24 protein-coding genes are annotated in these 21,453 nt (G+C 68.0%); 5 read left to right on the forward strand and 19 right to left on the reverse strand.

Annotation, left to right across the window (positions count from 1 at the left end; translation table 11 throughout):
- Positions 1-8 precede the first annotated feature (8 nt).
- The 9 genes from ACWDSJ_RS25200 to ctaD all read right to left on the reverse strand — a co-directional run bounded on the left by ACWDSJ_RS25200 (position 9) and on the right by ctaD (position 8,947).
- Positions 9-986, reverse strand: a complete 978-nt coding sequence (locus tag ACWDSJ_RS25200) for a class I SAM-dependent methyltransferase (protein ID WP_450034689.1) — start codon at positions 984-986, stop codon at positions 9-11.
- Positions 987-1,023: 37 nt separating this feature from the next.
- On the reverse strand, positions 1,024-1,788 hold the full coding sequence (locus ACWDSJ_RS25205) for an enoyl-CoA hydratase-related protein (RefSeq protein ID WP_450034691.1): 765 nt from the start codon (positions 1,786-1,788) through the stop codon (positions 1,024-1,026).
- Positions 1,789-1,952: 164 nt separating this feature from the next.
- Positions 1,953-2,765 carry an NUDIX hydrolase gene (locus ACWDSJ_RS25210; RefSeq protein WP_450034896.1) on the reverse strand — a complete coding sequence of 271 codons (813 nt, stop codon included), beginning with the start codon at positions 2,763-2,765 and terminating at the stop codon, positions 1,953-1,955.
- 169 nt (positions 2,766-2,934) lie between these two features.
- Positions 2,935-3,774: an ABC transporter ATP-binding protein gene (locus ACWDSJ_RS25215; RefSeq protein WP_387369914.1), complete on the reverse strand. Its 840-nt coding sequence runs from the start codon at positions 3,772-3,774 to the stop codon at positions 2,935-2,937.
- A 52-nt stretch (positions 3,775-3,826) separates the two neighbouring features.
- Positions 3,827-3,994 carry a hypothetical protein gene (locus ACWDSJ_RS25220; protein WP_450034693.1) on the reverse strand — a complete coding sequence of 56 codons (168 nt, stop codon included), beginning with the start codon at positions 3,992-3,994 and terminating at the stop codon, positions 3,827-3,829.
- 76 nt (positions 3,995-4,070) lie between these two features.
- Complete coding sequence (locus ACWDSJ_RS25225; RefSeq protein WP_450034695.1) at positions 4,071-4,829, reverse strand: peptidyl-tRNA hydrolase; 759 nt, start codon at positions 4,827-4,829, stop codon at positions 4,071-4,073.
- A gap of 100 nt (positions 4,830-4,929) precedes the next feature.
- Positions 4,930-5,358 carry a protease inhibitor I42 family protein gene (locus ACWDSJ_RS25230; RefSeq protein ID WP_450034696.1) on the reverse strand — a complete coding sequence of 143 codons (429 nt, stop codon included), beginning with the start codon at positions 5,356-5,358 and terminating at the stop codon, positions 4,930-4,932.
- 511 nt (positions 5,359-5,869) lie between these two features.
- Entirely contained in the window at positions 5,870-7,093 is a 1,224-nt protein-coding gene (gene serB / locus ACWDSJ_RS25235) for a phosphoserine phosphatase SerB (RefSeq protein ID WP_450034697.1), read from the reverse strand.
- Between the two features lie 117 nt (positions 7,094-7,210).
- Positions 7,211-8,947 carry an aa3-type cytochrome oxidase subunit I gene (gene ctaD, locus ACWDSJ_RS25240; RefSeq protein ID WP_387369904.1) on the reverse strand — a complete coding sequence of 579 codons (1,737 nt, stop codon included), beginning with the start codon at positions 8,945-8,947 and terminating at the stop codon, positions 7,211-7,213.
- A 176-nt stretch (positions 8,948-9,123) separates the two neighbouring features.
- Between ctaD and ACWDSJ_RS25245 the strand changes: the two genes are divergently transcribed.
- From ACWDSJ_RS25245 to crcB, 3 genes are all read left to right on the forward strand, one after another.
- Complete coding sequence (locus ACWDSJ_RS25245) at positions 9,124-10,191, forward strand: iron-siderophore ABC transporter substrate-binding protein (protein ID WP_450034698.1); 1,068 nt, start codon at positions 9,124-9,126, stop codon at positions 10,189-10,191.
- A 116-nt stretch (positions 10,192-10,307) separates the two neighbouring features.
- On the forward strand, positions 10,308-10,796 hold the full coding sequence (locus tag ACWDSJ_RS25250; protein WP_450034699.1) for a fluoride efflux transporter FluC: 489 nt from the start codon (positions 10,308-10,310) through the stop codon (positions 10,794-10,796).
- Positions 10,793-11,155 carry a fluoride efflux transporter CrcB gene (crcB, locus tag ACWDSJ_RS25255; protein ID WP_450034701.1) on the forward strand — a complete coding sequence of 121 codons (363 nt, stop codon included), beginning with the start codon at positions 10,793-10,795 and terminating at the stop codon, positions 11,153-11,155. The genes ACWDSJ_RS25250 and crcB overlap by 4 nt, the downstream gene beginning before the upstream one ends.
- On the opposite strand, the gene ACWDSJ_RS25260 is transcribed toward crcB, so the two are convergent.
- Both ACWDSJ_RS25260 and ACWDSJ_RS25265 read right to left on the reverse strand, forming a co-directional pair.
- A complete protein-coding gene (locus ACWDSJ_RS25260) occupies positions 11,148-11,516 on the reverse strand; it encodes a hypothetical protein (RefSeq protein ID WP_387369896.1) in 369 nt (122 codons plus the stop codon). The genes crcB and ACWDSJ_RS25260 overlap by 8 nt on opposite strands.
- Before the next feature lie 87 nt (positions 11,517-11,603).
- Positions 11,604-12,017, reverse strand: coding sequence for an ester cyclase (locus ACWDSJ_RS25265; RefSeq protein WP_450034703.1), 414 nt, complete (start codon positions 12,015-12,017; stop codon positions 11,604-11,606).
- A gap of 96 nt (positions 12,018-12,113) precedes the next feature.
- Between ACWDSJ_RS25265 and ACWDSJ_RS25270 the strand changes: the two genes are divergently transcribed.
- Positions 12,114-12,755, forward strand: coding sequence for a TetR/AcrR family transcriptional regulator (locus tag ACWDSJ_RS25270; RefSeq protein WP_450034704.1), 642 nt, complete (start codon positions 12,114-12,116; stop codon positions 12,753-12,755).
- Here ACWDSJ_RS25270 and nrdF read toward each other — a convergent pair.
- From nrdF to ACWDSJ_RS25310, 8 genes are all read right to left on the reverse strand, one after another.
- A complete protein-coding gene (gene nrdF, locus ACWDSJ_RS25275) occupies positions 12,724-13,686 on the reverse strand; it encodes a class 1b ribonucleoside-diphosphate reductase subunit beta (protein WP_387369890.1) in 963 nt (320 codons plus the stop codon). The genes ACWDSJ_RS25270 and nrdF overlap by 32 nt on opposite strands.
- A 223-nt stretch (positions 13,687-13,909) precedes the next feature.
- A complete protein-coding gene (locus ACWDSJ_RS25280; protein WP_450034706.1) occupies positions 13,910-14,578 on the reverse strand; it encodes an alpha/beta fold hydrolase in 669 nt (222 codons plus the stop codon).
- Between the two features lie 122 nt (positions 14,579-14,700).
- On the reverse strand, positions 14,701-16,083 hold the full coding sequence (gene mgtE, locus ACWDSJ_RS25285; RefSeq protein WP_450034707.1) for a magnesium transporter: 1,383 nt from the start codon (positions 16,081-16,083) through the stop codon (positions 14,701-14,703).
- A 262-nt stretch (positions 16,084-16,345) separates the two neighbouring features.
- Complete coding sequence (gene nrdE, locus ACWDSJ_RS25290) at positions 16,346-18,427, reverse strand: class 1b ribonucleoside-diphosphate reductase subunit alpha (RefSeq protein ID WP_387370012.1); 2,082 nt, start codon at positions 18,425-18,427, stop codon at positions 16,346-16,348.
- 47 nt (positions 18,428-18,474) lie between these two features.
- Entirely contained in the window at positions 18,475-18,948 is a 474-nt protein-coding gene (nrdI, locus tag ACWDSJ_RS25295) for a class Ib ribonucleoside-diphosphate reductase assembly flavoprotein NrdI (RefSeq protein ID WP_450034897.1), read from the reverse strand.
- A gap of 159 nt (positions 18,949-19,107) precedes the next feature.
- Positions 19,108-19,341, reverse strand: a complete 234-nt coding sequence (locus tag ACWDSJ_RS25300) for a redoxin NrdH (protein WP_387369884.1) — start codon at positions 19,339-19,341, stop codon at positions 19,108-19,110.
- A 443-nt stretch (positions 19,342-19,784) separates the two neighbouring features.
- Positions 19,785-19,907 (reverse strand): type B 50S ribosomal protein L36, encoded by a 123-nt coding sequence (ykgO, locus tag ACWDSJ_RS25305; RefSeq protein WP_387369882.1) that lies wholly within the window; start codon positions 19,905-19,907, stop codon positions 19,785-19,787.
- 225 nt (positions 19,908-20,132) lie between these two features.
- Positions 20,133-20,699 carry an NAD(P)H-dependent oxidoreductase gene (locus ACWDSJ_RS25310; protein ID WP_387369880.1) on the reverse strand — a complete coding sequence of 189 codons (567 nt, stop codon included), beginning with the start codon at positions 20,697-20,699 and terminating at the stop codon, positions 20,133-20,135.
- Between the two features lie 142 nt (positions 20,700-20,841).
- Between ACWDSJ_RS25310 and ACWDSJ_RS25315 the strand changes: the two genes are divergently transcribed.
- On the forward strand, positions 20,842-21,450 hold the full coding sequence (locus ACWDSJ_RS25315) for a TetR/AcrR family transcriptional regulator (RefSeq protein WP_387369878.1): 609 nt from the start codon (positions 20,842-20,844) through the stop codon (positions 21,448-21,450).
- The last annotated feature ends 3 nt before the right edge of the window (positions 21,451-21,453 follow it).

Consider the following 21,453-nt stretch of genomic DNA (forward strand, 5'->3'; position numbering starts at 1 on the left):
CGAGCGCGTCACTTCGCCGAGGGCGTGGGCTTCACGCCCGTGATCATGGCGTTGTAGAAGAACCGCCGCGGCACGACGTGCTTGAGGACGTTCTCGTCGAGCCAGCTCAGGCCCAGCCACGCGCGGTACTGCGCGATGCGGTAACCCCAGGTCAGCTTCTCGGTGGGCACGGCGGCCTCGAAGGTGCGCACGGGCCAGCCCCACAGGGCGGCGGCGAACTCCTCGGTCTCGGCCCGTACCCCAACCGCACCGGCCGAGCGCGCGATGGCCTCGAGCTGCGCCGGATCGAAGGTGTGCAGATCCACCACGGCCTCGAGCGCCGCGGCCCGCGAGGACTCGTCCAGTTCCTCCTGCGGGCGCCGCCACTCGCGCAGGAACGGCAGCTTGGTGACCTCGGTGGTGGCCTTCCAGGTGATCTGGCCGAGCTTGCGGGCGTACAGGTTGCCGACCGTGGTCGGCTCGCCCGCGAAGACGAACCGGCCGCCGGGCTTGAGCACCCGCAGGCACTCCTTCAGCGCCAGCTCCACATCCGGAATGTGGTGGAGCACAGCGTGTCCCACAACCAGATCGAAGGTGTCGTCGTCGTAGGGGATGGTCTCGGCGTCGGCGACCCGGCCGTCCACCTCGAGCCCCAGGTGCTCGGCATTGCGCAGCGCCACCTTGACCATGCCGGGCGACAGATCGGTGACCGAACCGCGCTTCGCCACCCCGGACTGCATCAGGTTCAGCAGGAAGAAACCCGTACCGCAGCCGAGTTCGAGGGCCCGCTCGTAGGGCAGCGGGGCGTTCGGGGCGACGGCGTCGAAGCGGCCGCGGGCATAGGCGATACAGCGCTCGTCGTAGGAGATCGACCACTTGTCGTCGTAGGTCTCGGCCTCCCAGTCGTGGTAGAGGACCTGGGCGAGCTTGTTGTCGGCGAGCGCGGCCTGGACCTCCGCCTCGGTGGCGTGCGGGTTCGGCGCGGGGTCGTCAGGACGGACGGTCATGGTCGCAAAGCGTACTCGAGGTCGGTTCGGCGCGCCCTCAGCGGGCCACGAATTCCGCCGCCCCCGGACCGTCGGCGAGATAGGAACGTGTTCCTATACTGCGGTCCTCGGTCGCGAACAGCTCGGACCACTCCGCGCGAGCTCGGTCCTGGCCGTGCGGACCGGCCTCGAAGACGCGTTTGGCCGCCGCGAGGGCGAGGCCCGGACGGCCGATGAACTGTCGCGCCCAGCGCATGGCGGCGTGGTAGACGTCGTCGGGGGCGACGACCTCGTCGACGAGTCCGATGGCCGCGGCCTCGGCGGCGTCGAGGAGGCGTCCGGTGTAGACCAGGTCTTTGGCCCGGGCTGGGCCGATGAGCAGGCTCGCGCGGCGGATTCCGGCCAGCGGGATCAGGCCCGTGTGGATCTGCGGGAGCCCGAGTTTCACGTTGTCGCCGACGATGCGGCGATCCGCGCCCAAGGCCAGTTCCAATCCCGTACCCAAGGCGTACCCGGTGATCGCGGCGACCGTCGGCCGCGGAATGCGGGCCAGGCAGCCGAGTGCCGCTTGCAGATCGTCGACCATCGCCCGCGCCTGTTCGACCGTCAGTCGCTCGAGTTCGGCGACGTCGTCCCCCGCGCTGAAGATCCGCTCGTCGCCGTAGACGACCACGGCCGCGACCGCCTCGTCCCGCCCTATCCCCTCCGCCGCTGCGGCCAACTCCGAGGCGACCTGGAGATCGATCGAATTCATCGGCGGCCGCGCGAAGCGCAGCACGGCGATCCCCGCCTCGGGTCGGTCCACGGTCACGAATTCGGCCACGACGCAGGAGCCTACTGGTCGTGGCTTCGGCGGGATCAGGGGAGCTGGGACGAGGCCGGGATCACGGAGCGGGCTACGGGAACGGGAGTACCCGACTGCGGGCCAACGAGAGGACGACCATGCGGGCGGCCCGGAACCAACCAGAACCGGGCTGACAGCGAACGCTACCGCGACCCGCGCAGGCGGGACGGATCCGGCAGGTCGGCGAAATACCGCTCGTTGTGCGGGAATTCGAGCCGCGATCCGCCCTCGGCCGGGAGCACCGGCATGATCGGCTCGATCTCGGCCTCGGCCGCGAAAATCTCTGCGGTGGAATCGAATTCGGACAGCGCCACCAGTTGGGACCAGGTGGGCGGCAGCAGGACGTCCAGCCCGTCGCGCCAGCGGTCGAGGGCCTCGGCGGGGGTACACCAGCGGACCTCGCGGGCCTCGGACGTGGCGCCGTCGGCGAGCTGGCCCTGCGGGAGGACGGCGACGAAGAAGCGGGTGTCGTAGCGGCGCTGCTCGATCACGGGGGTGATCCAGTTGGCCCACGGGCGCAGCAGATCGGCGCGCAACACCAGGTGCTCGGCGGCCAGGAACTGGCTCAGCGACACCTCGCGGCGCTCGAGCCGCTCGCGCGCGGAGTGATAGACGCTCGTGTCGGAGACGACCGTGTCGGCGGTCGGCCCGGCCAGCAGCACCCCGCACTCCTCGAACGTCTCGCGCACCGCCGCGCACACCAGCGCTTGCGCCCGCCCGGGATCGGTGTCGAACCGCGTGCCCCACCACGCGGGATCCGGTCCCGCCCAACCGATTTCGGCCTCGGCGTCGGAGGCGTCCACCCCGCCGCCGGGAAAGACGGTCATCCCGGCCGCGAAGGCCATGGCGTCCACGCGCCGTTGCAGGAACACCTCGGGCCCGTTCGCGCCGTCGCGCACCAGCATCACCGTGGAGGCATCCCGGGGCGCGGGCACCGCATCAGTCTCGCTCACAATCCGCACCCTAACGCTCGCTTGGGACGGCAGTACCAGCACCCGCCCTCCGCATCCCCCACGTCCGGCAACCCAGCCGCACACCTTATTCGAATCCGCACCCGTTCCAGGGCCCCACAAGGGGTGCGGATTCGAATAAAGGGTGCGGCTGGGTTGCCGAAAGCTGGGTGCGTCAGCCTCGCTTGTGGCGGTGGCGGCCGAAGCGTTGGGAGCGGCGGGCGAAGTAGCGGCCGTCGATGCGGTCCAGGGCGATGGACTGGCGGAACGCCTCGCTCAGGTTCTCGGCGGTAAGGACGTCGTCGAGGAGGCCCTGGGCGACGATGCTGCCCTCGTTGAGGAGCAGGGCGTGGGTGAAGCCGGGCGGGATCTCCTCGACGTGATGGGTGACCAGGACCGTGGCGGGGGCGTCGGGGTCGGCGGCGAGGTCGCCGAGCTTCTCGACCAGCTCCTCGCGGCCGCCGAGATCCAGTCCGGCGGCGGGCTCGTCGAGCAGGAGCAGTTCCGGGTCGGTCATCAGGGCGCGCGCGATGAGGACGCGTTTGCGTTCGCCCTCCGACAGGGTTCCGTAGGCGCGGTCGGAAAGATGTTCGGCGCCCAGGCTTTCCAGCATGTCGATGGCACGGTCGGTGTCGACGTCGTCGTACTCCTCGCGCCAGCGGCCCATCACCGCGTAGCCCGCCGACACCACCAGATCGCACACCTTCTCGTCGAGCGGCACGCGCGCGGCCACCGCCGCCGAGGACATGCCGATGCGCGGGCGCAACTCGGAGATGTCGGTGCGGCCCAGCGTCTCCCCCAGCAGGTTGGCCACGCCGTTGGTCGGGTAGAGCTCCGCCGCGGCCATGCGCAGCAGGGTGGTCTTCCCGGCGCCGTTGGGGCCCAGGACGACCCAGCGTTCGTCCAGCTCCACCTGCCAGGAGAGCGGGCCCACCAGGGTGTGGCCGGAACGCCGGACGGTCACGTCGGTGAAATCGATGAGCAGATCGGGATCGGGTTGCGGCACGGGCTCCATCTTGGCCCACGCGCGCGAACCCGTGCCAATTGTGGCGGTCGCTCGATTCGTGTCACCGACCGCCGGGGTGCGGGCCCGGCGTGAATTCGTCGTCGTAGCGGCGCGATTCGCCGTGTTCCGGCGGGCGCGGGCGCGGCGACCGCAACATCCGGCCGAGCAGCAGCGCCACCGGTATCGAGCACACGATCCACACGCCGAGCACTATCCACAGTGTCGTCATCTCCGTGCACCTCCGGAAATCGTCCCCCGATCCTCCCGCAGCCCGGTCGGCGAGTCGACCGTGCGGCGCAGGTACGTCACCACGTATCGGGCGCCGTGGCGATCACCGTCATCGAACCGGGCGCCACTTCCGTGAAGCCCGCGTCGCGCACCGCGGTCGCCGAGCCGTTCCGGACCCGGTCGCACAAGGCCGACCACCGCTCGGATCCGGCGTCGCGCACCGCGCACCGGTAACCGCGCAGCGACCACGCGTACACCTGTCGCACCGGCAGCGCACCAGCGAGCAACATGCTCGCGTGCCCCACCTGCGCGGCTGCCTTACCCACGGACATACCCAATTCCGCGTTCACCCACAGCACCGGAAATTCCGGATCGGGCGGTCCGGGCGTGTCGGGTTCGAGCTCGGTGCCGCCGATCTGCAATTTCCTGATGCGCGGGTCGACATCGCCCACCGGTCCGGGCACGAGGGCTCGCGCCTGCGCGCCGTCCCTCGACACGGTCAGTCCGTCGACCTCGTTCGCGGCCAGCCACTGCGCGCCGCGAGCGCGGCGGGCCACCTTGCGAATTCGCGAACGCTTCCAGGTGAGGAACCGCTCCTCCCACTCCCCCTCCGGACCGACCCGCGGATCCAGGCACAGCGCGACGACCGCCGTCGCGGCCGCCGCCAAGAGCGTACTCCGTTGCGGCGGTTCGTTTTTCGGGATGTGCAGCACCATCTGCATGGCCTGCACCCGCGCCGGATCCGCCGGATCGCCGCCACCTCCGTACCCGCGCGCCAATTCCGCGTGGCGCGCACGGAATCCCGCGTCCAGGCCGGTCACCGCCTCCGAAGTCACCGAACCAGCCTAGCGTTCTGTGGGCGAACACCTCGTTACCTTGGGTTGCCGACGATCGAGACCTCAGGCATCTGCCAGGGCAGGACCGCGGCAACGGGCCTCATAGGCCGACGACGACGGTCACTCCGAAAGTCTGATCAGGGTCGCTCCCGGCCTCCCAGGGCCGCTGATATCCCATACTCAGTGGCGTGGTGCCCGGCGCGGCGGCGGTGAAGGTCCACACCGACGAACCGCCCACCCCCACAGTCGCATCCGCACGGGAGTCGGGCCGGAAGTCCGGATCGTCGTTCTGCGCGACGATGGCGCGATCGAGTTCGCGGATCCGCCAGAGGAATCCAGTGGTCGGCTCGGCGGGCAGGGAGACGATCAGCCGCTGCCCCACCGCGAGCGCCACCCGCGTCCCATTCGCCGCCGAATCCACCGTCACCGCCGCGGGCACGGCGACCGGCCCCGCGGCCCGCGTGGAATCCCCTGTCCCGCAACCCACCAGCGTCAGCCCCACCACAACCGGCACCAAGCGGCCGCGCATCGGACTCCTCTCGATGGCCGGGCGAATTCCGAGCACAGCATGCCGCACCCGATGCCCGAGAACCGACGCGCCGAATCCCGCCCGACCTCCCCAGGACTGCCAACCCAGCCGCACCCTTTATTCGAATCCGCACCCCTTGTAGAGCCCTGAAACGGGTGCGGATTCGAATAAGGGGTGCGGCTGGGCTGCCGAACCTGGGGTCAGCGGACCGGGGGATTGGGCGCGCCCTGGAGTGCCGAACCTGGGGTAGCGGGCCCGGAGGCTGCGCCGAACCCTGGGCTTCCGAATCTGGAATGGCGGGCCCGGAAGGCTGCGCCGGACCCGGGCTGCCGAACCTGGGGTAGCGGACCTGGAGGCTGGCGGGGCCTGGAGTGCCCAACCTGGGGATTACGGACCTGGAGGTTGGGCCCGGCCCTGGATGCCGGACCTCGGGGTTGCGGGCCTGGAGGCTGAGCCGGGCCCTGGATGCCGAACCTGGGGTGGCGGGCCTGGAGGCTGAGCCGAACCTCGTTCAGTTCAATGGCACTCGGCGGAGGAGGCCGTCGCGGGCGTCGGCGGCTTCTACCTCGTCGCGGGTGACGCCGAGGATGAAGAGGATGGCGTCGAGGTAGGGGTGGGAGAGGGCCGCGTCGGCTACCTCGCGGAGGGCGGGTTTGGCGTTGAAGGCGATGCCCAAGCCCGCGGCGTTGAGCATGTCGATGTCGTTGGCGCCGTCGCCTACGGCTACCGTCTGTTCCATCGGGACTCCGGCCTCGGCGGCGAAACGGCGCAGGGCCACGGCCTTTCCGGGGCGGTCGACGATGTCGCCGACGACCTTGCCGGTCAGTTTGCCGTCGACGATCTCGAGTGTGTTGGCCTGCACGAAGTCCAGTTCCAGCTCGTGGGCGAGGGGCTCGATCACCTGGCGGAACCCGCCGGACACGACGCCGCAGCGGAAACCCAAGCGCCGCAATGTCCGGATGGTCGTGCGGGCACCCGGGGTGAGGGCGATGGCGTCGGCCACCTCCTCGATGACGGTCTCGTCGAGCCCGGCCAGCGTCGCCACGCGCTGGCGCAGCGATTCGGCGAAGTCGATCTCGCCGCGCATGGCCGCCTCGGTGACCGCGCGGACCTCGTCCTCCACCCCGGCGTGCGCGGCCAGCATCTCGATGACCTCGCCCTGGATGAGCGTGGAGTCGACGTCGAACACGATGAGCCGCTTGGCCCGCCGGGCCAGACCCGCGCGCTCGACCGCGATGTCCACATTGACCTTGGCCGCGACCTCGGCGAGCGTCGTGCGTAGGCGGGTCTCCGCGAGTTCCGACGGCGGCGCGGTCACCATCAGTTCCAGACCCGTGACCGGATAGTCGGCGATGCCGCGAATGGCGTCGATATTGACGTTCTGCTCGGCCAGCTTGCTCGCGATCTTGCTGACCGCCTTGGCCGTCACCGGGCTGCCCAGCACCACCACCGCGTGCGTCGAAAGTCGCGCTCCCGTAACGGAATTCGCGCCGATCTCGACGTCGACCTGCATACCGACGGTGGCCATGGCGTCCTCGAGCTGATCCTGGAGTTCCTCGGGATCGGTCGGGCGCGTCACCAGCACGCCGAGGGTGAGGCGGCCGCGGATCACGACCTGCTCGACGTCGAGCAGGCTCACGCCGTTGCGCGACAGCGTCGCCAGCAGCACCGAGGTCACACCCGGCTTGTCGGGGCCGGTGACCGTGATCAGCACCGTCGTCTCGGACGTGCCCACAGCGAGAACTCCCATTCTGTCGTGCGCGGGAAATCCCGCCCATTGTCGCAGGTGGTCGAAACCGAACGCGGCGGCCATCTCGAAAGACGGCCGCCGCGCCGGAGGTGATCGGAAACGCTAGCTCGACACCTTCTCGAGCTCCTGGACCTGGTGGGACTTGGAGCCCCAGCCCACGTGCGCCTCGGCTCGCATCCGCTCGACCATGTGCGGGTAGTGCAACTCGAACGCCGGACGCTCCGACCGGATGCGCGGCAGCTCGTAGAAGTTGTGCCGCGGCGGCGGGCAGGTGGTGGCCCACTCCAGCGAGTTGCCGTAGCCCCACGGATCGTCCACGGTCACGACCTCGCCGTAGCGGTAGGAGGTGAAGACGTTCCAGATGAACGGCAGCGTGGACGCGCCGAGGATGAACGCGCCGATCGTGGAAATCGTGTTCAGCGTGGTGAATCCGTCGGTCGGCAGGTAGTCGGCGTAGCGCCGCGGGAAGCCCTCCGCACCCAACCAGTGCTGCACCAGGAACGTGGTGTGGAAGCCGACCATGGTCGCCCAGAAGTGCCACTTGCCCAGGCGCTCGTCCATCATGCGGCCGGTCATCTTCGGGAACCAGAAGTAGATGCCCGCGAAGGTGGCGAACACGATGGTGCCGAACAGCACGTAGTGGAAGTGCGCGACCACGAAGTAGCTGTCGGACACGTGGAAGTCCAGCGGCGGGCTGGCGAGGATGACACCGGACAGACCACCGAAGAGGAACGTCACGATGAAGCCGACCGAGAACAGCATCGGCGATTCGAACGTCAACTGGCCGCGCCACATCGTGCCGATCCAGTTGAAGAACTTCACGCCCGTCGGCACCGCGATGAGGAACGTCATGAACGAGAAGAACGGCAGCAGTACCGCTCCCGTGGCGTACATGTGGTGCGCCCACACCGCGATCGACAGCGCCGCGATGCCCAGGGTCGCGTAGACCAGCGTGGTGTACCCGAAGATCGGCTTGCGGCTGAAGACCGGGAAGATCTCCGACACGATGCCGAAGAACGGCAGCGCGATGATGTACACCTCGGGGTGGCCGAAGTACCAGAACAGGTGCTGGTACAGGATCGCGCCACCGGTCGCCGGATCGTAGATGTGCCCGCCGAGGTGCCGGTCGTAGGCCAGACCCATCAGCGCGGCGGTCAGCAGCGGGAAGGCCAGCAGCACAAGCACACTGGTGACGGCGATGTTCCAGGTGAAGATCGGCATCCGGAACAGCGTCATACCCGGGCAGCGCAGGCAGATGACGGTGGTGAGCATGTTGACGCCACCGAGGATGGTGCCCAGACCGGAGACGGCCAGACCCATGATCCACAGGTCGGCGCCGACGCCCGGGGAGTGCACGATGTCCGACAGCGGGGTGTAGGCGGTCCAGCCGAAGTCGGCAGCGCCGCCGGGGGTGATGAAGCCCGCGGTCGCCATGGTCGCGCCGAACAGGTACAGCCAGTAGCTGAAGGCGTTCAGGCGGGGGAAGGCGACGTCGGGGGCGCCGATCTGCAGCGGCAGCACGATATTGGCGAAGCCGAACACGATCGCGGTCGCGTAGAACAGCAGCATGATCGTGCCGTGCATGGTGAACAGCTGGTTGAACTGCTCGGGCGAGAGGAACTGCAGATTCGGCCGCGCCAGCTCACCGCGCATGAGCAGCGCCATCAGGCCGCCGATCATGAAGAACGTCATGGCCGTCACGAGGTACATCACCCCGAGCACCTTCGGGTCGGTCGTGGTGACGGCCTTGTAGATGAACGAACCCTTCGGACCCAGACGCGGCGGATAAGGCCGAGTCGCTTCCAACTTGGGGACTGGCTGGGGCTCTACAGCAGTCACTGATCCTCCTGAAGGTGTGCCTTCTGGTCGTTGTCGTACGCAGGGCTTCCGGCGCACGGCGAACGACGGGTGGCTTGCGCTACGACAGATCGTAATCGTTGCCGCGGCAGGCATCGCGTCCGGTCCTACTCTGTGTCGTAATCGACCCGCGCGCGGGCATGTGTACCCTTCCTCGCATGCCGGTGCCCGAGGTCGAACCCACCCGCGACATCCCTGCTGGCGACCGTGTCCGCGCGCGGCGCTTACGGGTCGGGGGGCTGGTGTCGGTGGTGCTCGTCGCGCTGCTCAGCGCGTGTGCGCACGGGAACGATGACGATGCGAGCATCGTGCGGACGACGACCAATATCGCGGGGGCCTCGGTGGTCGGGGTCGAACGGGATACCCGGACGGCGTGTCCGTTGCCGACCGCGCCGAATCCCGGTGGGTCGCATGTCGTTGCGGGGAGCCAGGTTCCGGCCGATCCGCAGCGGATCGTCGTGCTCGACACCACCGCGCTCGACGCGGTGTGCGCGGTGGGGCTGTGGGAGCGGGTGGTCGGCGCGGCGACCCTCGCCGGTCCCGTACCGCAGCCGTCCTATCTCGGTACCGGGGTGGTGAAGATTCCGAGTGTGGGCGGCATCGGGTCCGCGGATCCCGCGCGGATCGCGGAGTTGCGGCCGGATCTGATCATCGGTACCGCCGCCGCGAACGCCGACGCGCTGCGCGGTATCGCCCCGACCGTGCTGGTCGGCACGACCCCGTGGCAGACGCAGTTCACCGACCTCGCCGACGCCATGAACCGAGGGGACGCGGCCGAGCGGATCCTCGCCGACTACCGCACCGAGGCCCGCGATACCGGCACCGCGATCGCGGCGAGTTTCTCGCAGGCGTCGGTGATCCGCTTCTCCGGCAACGACATTCAGGTGCTGGGCACCGACAGTTTCGCCGGGCAGGTGCTCGCGGACGTGGGCGTGCAGCGGCCGGGCGCGCAACGCGGGCCGACCTTCACGGTGTCCGGGGTCGGGAGCGAGGACGAGCGCGATCGGGTCGAGGGCGACATCATCTACGTCATGTTCGACGGGCCCGACGGCAAGAGCCGGGGCGAACGGGTGCTGAAGTCCAAGGACTTCAAGAAACTGGGGGCGGTGTCGGATCGACGCGAATTCGCCGTGGACGACGTCATCTGGCACGGGTCCGGCATCACGGCCGCCCGCGCGATGGTCGACGACCTGCGCAAGACGCTCAACGGTTTCGTCACGGACTGACTACCCTGAAGGCGATGCGGCGGTGGGGCTCGCCGCTCCGAAGATCGGAACAACCGTGGCGTTCGGGCCACCGACAGTCCCTACCCGATCTGATGCGAATCGAGTGGGAGACGCGCGTGTCCGAGGAACTGGCCCGGGAGCCGATCGATCCCGACCTCGAACCGGATCTCCCACGGCCGCAACCGGATTCGGCGCGCGAGCGGGCTGTGCTGATGGGCGTCATCGCGATCGGGGGAAGCCTGGGCGCGCTGGGCCGCTACGGTCTCGCCCAGCTGTGGCCGACCGCTCCGGGCGGATTCCCGTGGGCGACCTTCGTCACCAATGTGACCGGGTGTTTCCTCCTCGGCGTGCTCATGGTGCTGATCACCGATGTGTGGAGCGCGCACCGGCTGCTGCGGCCGTTTCTGGGCGTGGGGGTCCTGGGCGGGTTCACGACATTCTCCACCTACGCCAGCGAGACACGAAACCTGTTGCAGCCCAACTCGATCGGCGTGGCCTTCGGCTATCTGGCCGGAACGCTGATCTGCGCGTTGCTCGCCACTCTGCTGGCGGTCCGGATCACCCGCGCGGCCTGTCTGCGCGGGGACGGGAGGGCGACCGCATGACCGTGCTGCTGATCGCCCTCGGCGCCGCGGTCGGCGCGCCGCTGCGCTATCTGCTCGACCGGGCCGTGCAGTCGCGGCTGCGCACGACGTTTCCATGGGGCACGCTGCTGGTCAACATCACCGGCTGCCTGATCCTCGGCGCGTTGACGGGCGCGACGACCTCGTCTCCTCTTTTCGCCCTCGCCGGAACGGGGTTCTGCGGGGCGCTCACGACCTACAGCACGTTCGGGTACGAGACCGTCCGGCTGGCCGAGGAACGCAAATACCTCTACGCCGCACTGAATGTCGCGATCAGCGTGTTCGCCGGGCTCGGCGCGACGGTGCTCGCGTACACCACCGCCCACGCCCTGGTCACCTGACCCCCATCGGCCCCGGCCGCGGCCGCAACGCGTATGCCGGAACCAGCTGATCGGTCAACTGCAACGGCGTCCGCCCATCCGCGTACGGCACCGAGAAGTTCACCCGCCCCATCCACTCCCCGTTCAACGTCGGCACCCAATGCGTGAGCGTCCCCGGCCGCTCCCCCGTCATATCCAGCCCCGCCCCGTTCACATGCCGAGGCGTCCCAGGATCCCGAATGAGAATGGCGTCGAGCCGCACCCACACCGGCTTCGGCGGATGCACCAACGCCCGGTAGTAGTACCCCTGCTCATTGGGATACTGCAACTCGGGCGCGGTGCCCTCGGTCCGAGGTACCTCACCGTCACCACTCGAACTCATGTTCGAATATTACCGATACTGACACGTCAAGCGTGCTGGCAGGGGGGCGTTTCGCTTGAGGTTGCAAGCGGGTTGTGGGTCGGGCCCTCACAGGCCCAACTGGTCGCGCATCGCGTCGGTGTCGAGCAGGACCCAGTGCTCGACGATGAGGCCGCTTCGGACGCGGACCATATCCATGACGAGGACCTCGTAGCGTCGGCCGGAGTCCGTGTGGGTGCCCCGCATGGTGTAGCGGTTGACGGAGGTGTCACCGGAGACGACGTTCTGTTCGATCGTCAGCGAGACGTCGTGGAACGCGCTGTCCGCGCTCAGCCGCTCCCACTTCTGCCGCCAGGCGTCGCGTCCATGGTGATCGCCCTGGGTGCCGCCCCGGTGGTCGACGATCTCGGGGTCGATCAGCTTCAGCGCGTCCTCCAGGTGACCTTCCAGGATCTGCGCGTAGCTCTCACTACAGCGCCGATGAATCTCTCCCGGGTGCGCGGTGTCTGCCCCCTGCGACATTCGGACTCTCCTCTAGCGGGGATACAAACGGGGAACTCCCCACTTGTGGTGTCCGACTACCGTAACCGGGGAAGTCCCCGATTAGCAAGGAGGGTCATGCCATCCCAGAGCGCCGGACCCGCGCCGGGTTCGGAACCCCAGCGTCGTCGTCGCGCGGACGCTCAGCGCAACTACGACCAGCTCGTGGCCGCGGCCAGGGCCGTCTTCCACGACCACGGCGTCGACGCCCCGCTGGACGACATCGCCCGCCGGGCCGGCGTCGGCAATGCGACGATGTATCGGCACTTCCCGACGCGTGGCGAACTGATCATCGCCGTGTATTCCGAGGAAGTGGCCGAGCTGTGCGCCGCGAGCCGGTCCCTCCTGGCCGAGGATCCTCCCGACGACGCCCTCTTCGACTGGCTTCGGAACTTCATCGCACACGTGACGACCAAGCGGGACCTGGCCCTGTCGATCACCGATGACAGCACCGGCCAGCGCCCCGCGTTGTTCGACCGCTGGCACCACTCGATGCACGCGGCGGCGTCCGCGCTGTTGACCCGAGCGCAGAACGCGGGCACTGTCCGCGCCGACCTCACCGCGTCGGAACTCCTCGCTCTGGCCAACGGGATCGCCCTGACCACCACCGACGCCACTCAGGCGGAGCGACTCGTCCTCCTGATCAGACAGGGCACGGACACTCCCTCGACCCCGCCGCCCAGGGAGCTCAGAACTCCCAGTCCTCGTCCTCCGTATTGACGGCCTTCCCGATCACATAACTCGACCCCGACCCCGAGAAGAAGTCGTGGTTCTCGTCCGCGTTCGGCGAAAGTGCCGACAGGATGGCTGGATTGACGTCCGTTTCGTCCTTGGGGAACAGGCCCTCGTAGCCGAGGTTCATCAAGGCCTTGTTGGCGTTGTAGCGGAGGAACTTCTTGACGTCCTCGGTGAGGCCGACCTCGTCGTAGAGGTCCTGGGTGTACTCGACCTCGTTCTCGTACAGCTCGTAGAGGAGTTCGAAGGTGTAGTTCTTGAGTTCGTCGCGTTCGGCGGGGGCGAGTTGTTCGAGGCCCTTCTGGTACTTGTAGCCGATGTAGTAGCCGTGGACGGCCTCGTCGCGGATGATCAGGCGGATGAGGTCGGCGGTGTTGGTGAGCTTGGCGCGGGAGGACCAGTACATCGGCAGGTAGAAGCCGGAGTAGAACAGGAAGCTCTCCAGCAGGGTGGAGGCGACCTTGCGCTTGAGGGGTTCGTCGCCGCGGTAGTACTCGAGGACGATCTCGGCTTTGCGCTGGAGGTTGCGGTTCTCCTCCGACCAGCGGAAGGCGTCGTCGATCTCGCGGGTGGAGCACAGCGTGGAGAAGATCGAGCTGTAGCTCTTGGCGTGCACCGACTCCATGAACGCGATGTTGGTGAGCACCGCCTCCTCGTGCGGGGTGAGCGCGTCGGGGATCAGGCTCACCGCGCCGACCGTGCCCTGGATGGTGTCGAGCAGCGTGAGGCCGGTGAACACGCGCATGGTGAGCTGCTTCTCCTGCGCGTTGAGGGTGGCCCACGAGGGAATGTCGTTGGACACCGGAACCTTCTCGGGCAACCAGAAGTTGCCGACGAGGCGATCCCACACCTCGGCGTCCTTCTCGTCGGGCACCCGATTCCAGTTGATCGCAGACACTCGATCGATCAATTTCACGCCCGCTCACTCACCCTTCCCGCTTCGCCGGTCATTGTACGCCGAGACACTACTCCTAGTGGACGAGGCTTCCGCGCAGCACAAGGGCTTGTGTCTCCCGAACCCTGGTGAAATGCGTTCGGGGGTGGGAAGTTCCACAACGCGGCCGCGCGCGCATGACCGTCGCGCGGCGCCCGCGCCGGGGCTCGGCGGCGGGCGCGGCAGCGACGCCGGGAGTTTGCTGTCACCGGTCCAGCAGGAGCGCCGCCACGGCCTGCGGGGCCTCGTGCATGACGTCGTGTCCGGTCGGGAGCTCGTGCACCCGCCACCCCGGATCGGCCGCGAGCCGAATGCGCTGCTCCGCGAACGGCGTTCGGTCCTCCCAGCCCGAGCAGTAGACGAACTCCCGCCGCGGCACCCGAGCGAATTCGCCGGTGAGCCGGACCGTTTGCATGAACGCGGCGAACGGATGGGGGCGGCGGCGCGGATCGCCGTCGCCCGGCGGGCGGACGGCGTAACCCGTGGTCTCGGCTCCGTCGGCGATCACTCGGCGGAAGTGGTCGTTCATTGCGGCCCAACAGGATTCGCCGTCGCGGGGAACGTACGCGTCGAGATGCACCACGCGCGCGATCCGGCCGCCCGCGCGATCGGCCGCGGCGGCGACCACCATTCCGCCGTAGCTGTGACCGACCAACGTCACGTCGGTGAGGTGAGCCCGATCGAGCAGTCGCAGCACGTCGTCGGCGTGGGTGTCGAGGTTGGCGGTCGCGACGGTCGCCGGATCGTCGTCCGGCCGCAGACCGGTCAGGGTCAGGGCGTGGACGGTGTGCCCGGCCCGCTCGAGCAGCGGAATCACCGCCTCGTACGCCCAGGATCCCTTCCAACCGCCGGGCACCAGCACGAACGTCGCCATGATTGTCTCCCTTCCGGCAACCGCGGCGTCGGATCACGCCGCGTGGAGACGAGTCTCATCCGCTCGGGAGATGGCGGGCCACCGACGGAAGGCCATCCGATACCCGTTGGCCGCCAAGCGCGTCAGATGCCCAGGACGAGCTTCGCGGTCATGAAGTAGATGATCAGACCGGTCGCGTCGACCAGCGTCGTCACCATCGGTGCGGAGATGACCGCCGGATCGATCCGCAACTTCTTGGCCAGCAACGGCATCGTGCCGCCGATGGTCGCGGCCCAGCCGCAGATCACCACGAGCGTGATGCCGACGACGACCGCGATCTGCGCGCCCACGAAGATCGCGCCGATGAGCATGCCCACCGCCGCCAGCATCGCGCCCAGCACGAGTCCGACGCGCAGCTCGCGCCAGATGACGCGCAGCAGATCCGACACCCGCACCTCGCCCACGGCCAGCGCGCGCACGCACGAGGTGGCCGCCTGCGCACCGGCGTTGCCGCCCGCCCCGATGAGCAGCGGGATGAACAGCGCCAGATGCGCGGCCCGGGCGAGCGTCCCCTCGAACGCGTCGGTGACCGTGACCGTCAGCGTGGCCGCGACCAGCAACAGCAGCAGCCACATCGCGCGGTAGCGGGCGAGCTGAAAGACCTTGGCGGCCATGTAATGTCCGGCCCACGGCTGGGTGCCGGCCTGACGCGCGACGTCCTCGCTGTCGGCGGCCTCGATGACCTCGACGGCGTCGTCGATGGTGAGCAGGCCCACGAGCCGGTCCTCGCTGTCGACCACCGGCAGGTTGAGGACATTGGTCTCGCGCATGAGCCGCGCGGCCTTCTCCGCGGAGTCGGTGGCGCGGGCGAAAACCGGTTCGGTGACAACGAGATCCGCGACCATCGTCTCCGGCTCGCTCAGGACGAGTTCGCGCAGTTCGACGATGCCGATCAGGCGGCGGCCGCCGTCGACCACGGGCAGGGTGTAGACGGTCTCGGCGCTCGCGCCCTTGGCCCGCACGGTGCGCAACGCGCGGTCGACGGTCAGATCACGCGGCAGCGCAACGACTTCCGGCGTCATGTACCGCCCGGCCGAACCCTCCGGATAGCCGAGCAGGGCCGCGGTCATCCGCCGTTCGCGCGGGCTCAGCCCCGCCAGCACCTTCTTGGCGACCTTGGCCGGGGCCTCGCGCAGCATGCGGGCGCGGTCGTCGGGATCCATCCGCTCGACGAGTTCGCGAAAACTCTGGTCCCGCAGGCTGGTCAGGATCTGCTGCTGGTCGACGGGTTCGAGTTCCTCGAACACCGCCAGCGCCCGGTCCTTGTCCAGCAACCGGAACGCCATCCCCGCGTGCAGCGCGTCCATGCGCGCCAGCTCGTCGGCGATCAGATGCGGCGGCCGATCGTCGAGCCACCGCAGGGTCGCCTCGACCCCGAGCGTCTCGACGACCTCGAACAGCGATTCGGTGGGCGCGGCCTCGACGGGCAGCGTGGGGACGGCAACAGACACTTCGGTCGGCGACATGGCGATTCCTCGGCACAAGCGAGCGATGAACGGGGGCGATCGAGATCTCGAATCACACCGCGAGGCACCGACCCCGCCGCCGACAAACTACTACCGGCAGAACACCAGGGCGGCGCCGCGCGGCCTTCGACTCGGGGGTTCGCTACGCACAGCTCCCCACCTCCTCGACTCGGCCTTCACAGGTATGCGCCGCCCGGCGCACGACTCTTCCGTAAGTAGCTTACCGCTCAACGACCTCCGACACGCGGGGGGTACGCCGGATCTACAGCATGCAGCTGACGCAGCCCTCGACCTCGGTGCCCTCCAGGGCCATCTGCCGGATCCGGATGTAGTACAAGGTCTTGATTCCCTTGCGCCAGGCGTAGATCTGGGCCTTGTTCACGTCGCGGGTGGTGGCGGTGTCCTTGAAGAACAGGGTCAGGGACAGGCCCTGGTCGACGTGTTGGGTGGCCGCGGCGTAGGTGTCGATGATGCGTTCGTAGCCGATGTCGTAGGCGTCCTCGAAGTAGTCGAGGTTGTCGTTGGTCATGTAGGGGGCCGGGTAGTAGACGCGGCCGATCTTGCCTTCCTTGCGGATCTCGATCTTGGAGGCCACCGGGTGGATCGAGCTGGTGGAGTGGTTGATGTAGGAGATCGAGCCGGTCGGGGGGACGGCCTGGAGGTTCTGGTTGTAGATGCCGTGGGCCATGACCGAGGTCTTCAGGTCGCGCCAGTCGTCCTGGGTGGGGATGTGGACGCCCGCGTCGGCGAACAGCTGGCGGACCCGGTCGGTCTTGGGCTCCCACGCCTGGTCGGTGTACTTGTCGAAGTACTCACCGGAGGCGTACTTCGACTCGGGGAAGCCGCCGAACGCGCGGCCGCGCTCGATGGCCAGCTTGTTCGACGCGCGGATCGCGTGATAGGCGATCGTGTAGAAGTAGATGTTGGTGAAGTCCACACCCTCCTCGGACCCGTAGTGGATCCGTTCCCGGGCCAGATACCCGTGCAGGTTCATCTGTCCCAGCCCGATCGCGTGAGACTCGTTGTTGCCCTGCTCGATCGAGGGCACCGAGGAGATGCTGGTCTGATCCGACACCGCGGTGAGCGCCCGGATCGCGGTCTCCACGGTCTTGCCGAGGTCGGGCGAGTCCATGGTCTTGGCGATGTTGAGCGAACCCAGATTGCACGAGATGTCCTTGCCCACAACGGCATACGACAGATCGTCGTTGTAGACCGAGGGCGTGGAGACCTGGAGGATCTCCGAGCACAGGTTCGAGTGGGTGATCTTGCCCGCGATCGGGTTGGCCCGGTTCACCGTGTCCTCGAACATGATGTACGGGTAGCCCGACTCGAACTGCAACTCGGCGATGGTCTGGAAGAACTCGCGCGCGTTGATCTTCGACTTGCGGATGCGCTTGTCGTCGACCATCTCGTAGTACTTCTCGGTGACGTTCACATCCGCGAACGGCTGCCCGTAGATGCGCTCGACGTCGTAGGGCGAGAACAGGTACATGTCCTCGTTCTTCTTCGCCAGCTCGAAGGTGATGTCCGGGATCACCACGCCCAGGCTGAGCGTCTTGATGCGGATCTTCTCGTCGGCGTTCTCGCGCTTGGTGTCGAGGAAGCGGTAGATGTCGGGGTGATGCGCGTGCAGGTAGACCGCGCCCGCGCCCTGCCGCGCGCCGAGCTGGTTGGCGTAGGAGAACGAGTCCTCCAGCAGCTTCATGATCGGGATGACGCCCGAGGACTGGTTCTCGATCTTCTTGATCGGCGCGCCGTGCTCGCGAATGTTGCTGAGCAGCAACGCGACTCCGCCGCCGCGCTTGGACAGCTGCAACGCGGAGTTGATCGAGCGCCCGATGGACTCCATATTGTCCTCGATGCGCAGCAGGAAGCAGCTGACCGGTTCGCCGCGCTGCTTCTTGCCGGAGTTGAGGAAGGTCGGGGTGGCGGGCTGGAAGCGGCCGTCCATGATCTCGTCGACCAGCTCTCGGGCGAGGATCTCGTCACCGTCGGCCAGGGTGAGCGCGACCATGCAGACGCGGTCCTCGAACCGTTCGAGGTAGCGCTTGCCGTCGAAGGTCTTGAGCGTGTACGAGGTGTAGTACTTGAACGCGCCGAGGAAGGTGGGGAACCGGAACTTCTTGGCGTACGCCTGCTGGAACAGCTTCTTCACGAACGCCCGGCTGTAGCGGTCGAGGACCTCGGGCTCGTAGTAGTTCTCCTCGACGAGGTAGTCGAGCTTCTCGTCGAGGTTGTGGAAGAAGACGGTGTTCTGGTTGACGTGTTGCAGGAAGTACTGCCGCGCGGCCTCGCGATCCTTGTCGAACTGGATCTCGCCGCCCGGACCGTACAGATTGAGCATCGCGTTGAGGGCGTGGTAGTCCAAACCCTCGGTGGACGCCTCACTGCTCACCGGGCGCTCCAGGCGGGCCGTCTTTCCGGCCGGTGCTGTTGTCGTTGCCAAAACAATCCCAATCCCTCTCGGACGCGCTCGACGTCCTCGGCGGTTCCCATGAGTTCGAAGCGGTACAGGTACGGCACCCCGCACTTGCGCGAGATCACTTCTCCCGCATAGCAGTACGTGTCGCCGAAGTTGGTGTTGCCCGCGGCGATGACGCCGCGCAACAGCGCACGATTGTGCGGATCGTTGAGGAACTTCGCAACCTGTCGGGGCACGAAGTCCTTGTCCGATCGACCGCCCCGGCCCGCGGCGTCGAAGACGCTCTTGCCGCCCCCGTAGGTCGGGCAGATCAGGACGTAGGGCTCGTCGACGCGCAACGAGTCGGCGGTATGGAGCGGAATGCGCTCGGCCGGGAGGCCCAGCCGCCGCACGAAGCGATGGGTGTTCTCCGACGCGCTCGAGAAGTAGACCAGGTTCGGCACCACTCCCCCTTTCATCGGATTCCCTTTGTCAAGGGCCACAAGCACTTTCGCGAAGAGGTTCCCTACCCGGCGCCCCGGGCCACCCTCACCGAGTGCCCCGGCCGCTTCCCCTACCGAGTGCCCCGGCCACGCTTTCCGGCCGGGGCCTCCGCGCGAAGGTCAGGCCGCGACGGTCGCCAGGGCCTTGATGCGGTCGGGGCGGAAGCCGGACCAGTGGTCGTCACCGGCGACGACGACGGGGGCCTGCAGGTAACCGAGGGCCATGATGTAGTCGCGGGCCTCGGAGTTCTCGGAGATGTCGACGACCTCGTAGTCCACACCCGCCTTGTCGAGAGCGCGGTAGGTGGCATTGCACTGAACACAAGCGGGCTTGGTGTAGACGGTGATGGTCATTGGTGTCCCTCTTCTCCTTGCCTAGTCCGGTATGCAGTGCACGACTGTGAAGAGCCACATCCTGTGGTACTGCGCAAACCCCTGGAACCGGCTGCGGATCCCCAGGTCGCCGAGGCTTGACCGGCGCGGAGCCCGCTTCGTTCTCCAGTGCCGTAGACACTACACCTAGTGGCCGACAGATTCCTACAACACGACATGTTGCGAGTCCCAAAGTTGTAATTCGATCGTCGTAAGTACCTGGACAGCCGATTCGCAACCCGACACGGCAGTGGCGCAGATCACGATTTCACGACTCAGCTCTTTCCCAGCAAACCCAACCGCCCCACCGGTCTCGTTCGTTCCCATCAGCCTCCCGCACCCCGCTGATCACCCTCGTTCACATCCCGTTCACGCCGAGGGCCGCCCGTCCGCTACCGGCCGGGCGGCCCTCTCCCCGCGTCGTGTCAGCCCTGGCGAGCCTTGAAGCGCGGGTCCTTCTTGTTGATCACGAACGTCCGCCCGCGCCTGCGCACGACCTGAGCGCCGGGCTTGTCCTTCAGAGACTTGAGCGAGTTACGCACCTTCATCTGGGTCACCTCCGGTTAATGAAAACGGTTTTCATACTGTATCCATTCCGTTCCCTGGAGGCAGAGAGACCCTGGCCCCGGCGCTGGGGCGCCGGGGCCAGGGACAAGGGAGCTGGCGCTGGGGCCAGGGGTAAGGACGGGAAAGCGTTCGAGAGGGGCACCCCGGAATGGCGAGCCCCTCCCAGTCCCTGGTCCCGGCGCCCAGCGCCGGGGCCAGGGCAGAACTCAGGCGTTGACCCGAACCTGAACGGCCGCAACCAGATCCGCGACGGCGGCGGAGAGCTGGGTGAGGGCCTCGGCGTCCTCGCGGGGGTGGGCGGCGGCGAAGCGCTCGCCGATGGTGCCGAAGTGGAGGTGGGCGCTCTCGACGACGGAGGCTCCGGCGACGCCGAGGGCCTTGACGGTGTCGGCGTGCGACCACTTGGCGGCGTTGGAGCTGATGGAGGCGCTGATGACGGCTGCGGGCTTGTCCTTGATGGAACCCTGGCCGTACGGGCGGGAGGCCCAGTCGATGGCGTTCTTCAGGGCGGCGGGGATGGTGCCGTTGTATTCGGGGACGAAGAAGATCAGGCCGTCGGCCGCGGCGACCGCCTCGCGCAACGCGACCGCGGTGGCGGGCACGCTACCGGGCACGTCGAGGTCCTCGTTGTAGAAAGGGATGTCGGCGAGACCGGAGAAGATGTCGACCTGCACGCCCTCGGGCGCGGTCTGGGCGGCCGCCTCGGCGAGCTGCCGGTTGATCGACCCGGCGCGCAGGCTACCGACGAGAGCGAGAAGGCGAGTCTGGGACATGATCACTCCTTGTGCTGCACAGGGCGGGGTGTTCCGCCGTCATGTCACAATAACCGGACCCCGGTCCGCTTCATTCCCGGCCCCTAGGTAGACCCCTGTGAACCACGACACATCGAAATCCTTACCGATAGAGCCGGTCTCGGTGCCGCTACCCCCGTTCGACCACCTCGAGCCCCTCCCGGTCGCCGAACATACCGAGCGCAGCGACGCCGCCCGCAACCGGCAGCTGCTCTTGGACGCCGCCGAGGAGCTGGTCCGCGAGCACGGCGCGGACGCGGTCACCATGGACGCCGTCGCCAAACGCGCGGGCGTCGGCAAGGGCACGGTCTTCCGCCGCTTCGGTAACCGCGCCGGGCTGATGATGGCCCTGCTCGACCACTCGGATCGAAAACTCCAGGCCGCCTACATCTTCGGGCCGCCGCCGCTGGGTCCGGGCGCCCCGCCGGTGGAGCGACTGGTGGCGTTCGGGCGCGCCCGGCTGGCCGATATCGAGGTCGCGGGCGAGGTCCGCCGGGCCGCCGACGATCCGGGCCGCTTCGCCACCCCGCCCTACAACGTCGTGAAAACCCATGTCTCCCTGCTGCTTCGGCAGGCCGGAACGCCCGGCGAGATCCCGCTGCTGGCCGACACCCTGCTCAACGCGCTCGACGCCACCCTGGTGCTGCATCAGACCCGCGTCCTGGGCTACACCCTCGACCAGATCGGCGACCACTGGGAGCGGCTGATCCGCGCCCTGGTCCCCGCCGCCTAGAGT

Source organism: Nocardia sp. NPDC003482 (assembly GCF_053588115.1).

Bases quoted from the DNA above. Each gene is read 5' to 3' on its own strand.
- ACWDSJ_RS25200 (WP_450034689.1), bottom strand. From the start codon at position 986: ATGACCGTCCGTCCTGACGACCCCGCGCCGAACCCGCACGCCACCGAG.
- ACWDSJ_RS25215 (WP_387369914.1), bottom strand. From the start codon at position 3,774: ATGGAGCCCGTGCCGCAACCCGATCCCGATCTGCTCATCGATTTCACC.
- ACWDSJ_RS25220 (WP_450034693.1), bottom strand. From the start codon at position 3,994: ATGACGACACTGTGGATAGTGCTCGGCGTGTGGATCGTGTGCTCGATA.
- ACWDSJ_RS25230 (WP_450034696.1), bottom strand. From the start codon at position 5,358: ATGCGCGGCCGCTTGGTGCCGGTTGTGGTGGGGCTGACGCTGGTGGGT.
- ACWDSJ_RS25245 (WP_450034698.1), top strand. From the start codon at position 9,124: ATGCCGGTGCCCGAGGTCGAACCCACCCGCGACATCCCTGCTGGCGAC.
- crcB (WP_450034701.1), top strand. From the start codon at position 10,793: ATGACCGTGCTGCTGATCGCCCTCGGCGCCGCGGTCGGCGCGCCGCTG.
- ACWDSJ_RS25260 (WP_387369896.1), bottom strand. From the start codon at position 11,516: ATGAGTTCGAGTGGTGACGGTGAGGTACCTCGGACCGAGGGCACCGCG.
- ACWDSJ_RS25265 (WP_450034703.1), bottom strand. From the start codon at position 12,017: ATGTCGCAGGGGGCAGACACCGCGCACCCGGGAGAGATTCATCGGCGC.
- ACWDSJ_RS25270 (WP_450034704.1), top strand. From the start codon at position 12,114: ATGCCATCCCAGAGCGCCGGACCCGCGCCGGGTTCGGAACCCCAGCGT.
- ACWDSJ_RS25280 (WP_450034706.1), bottom strand. From the start codon at position 14,578: ATGGCGACGTTCGTGCTGGTGCCCGGCGGTTGGAAGGGATCCTGGGCG.
- mgtE (WP_450034707.1), bottom strand. From the start codon at position 16,083: ATGTCGCCGACCGAAGTGTCTGTTGCCGTCCCCACGCTGCCCGTCGAG.
- nrdE (WP_387370012.1), bottom strand. From the start codon at position 18,427: ATGCTCAATCTGTACGGTCCGGGCGGCGAGATCCAGTTCGACAAGGAT.
- ACWDSJ_RS25300 (WP_387369884.1), bottom strand. From the start codon at position 19,341: ATGACCATCACCGTCTACACCAAGCCCGCTTGTGTTCAGTGCAATGCC.
- ykgO (WP_387369882.1), bottom strand. From the start codon at position 19,907: ATGAAGGTGCGTAACTCGCTCAAGTCTCTGAAGGACAAGCCCGGCGCT.
- ACWDSJ_RS25310 (WP_387369880.1), bottom strand. From the start codon at position 20,699: ATGTCCCAGACTCGCCTTCTCGCTCTCGTCGGTAGCCTGCGCGCCGGG.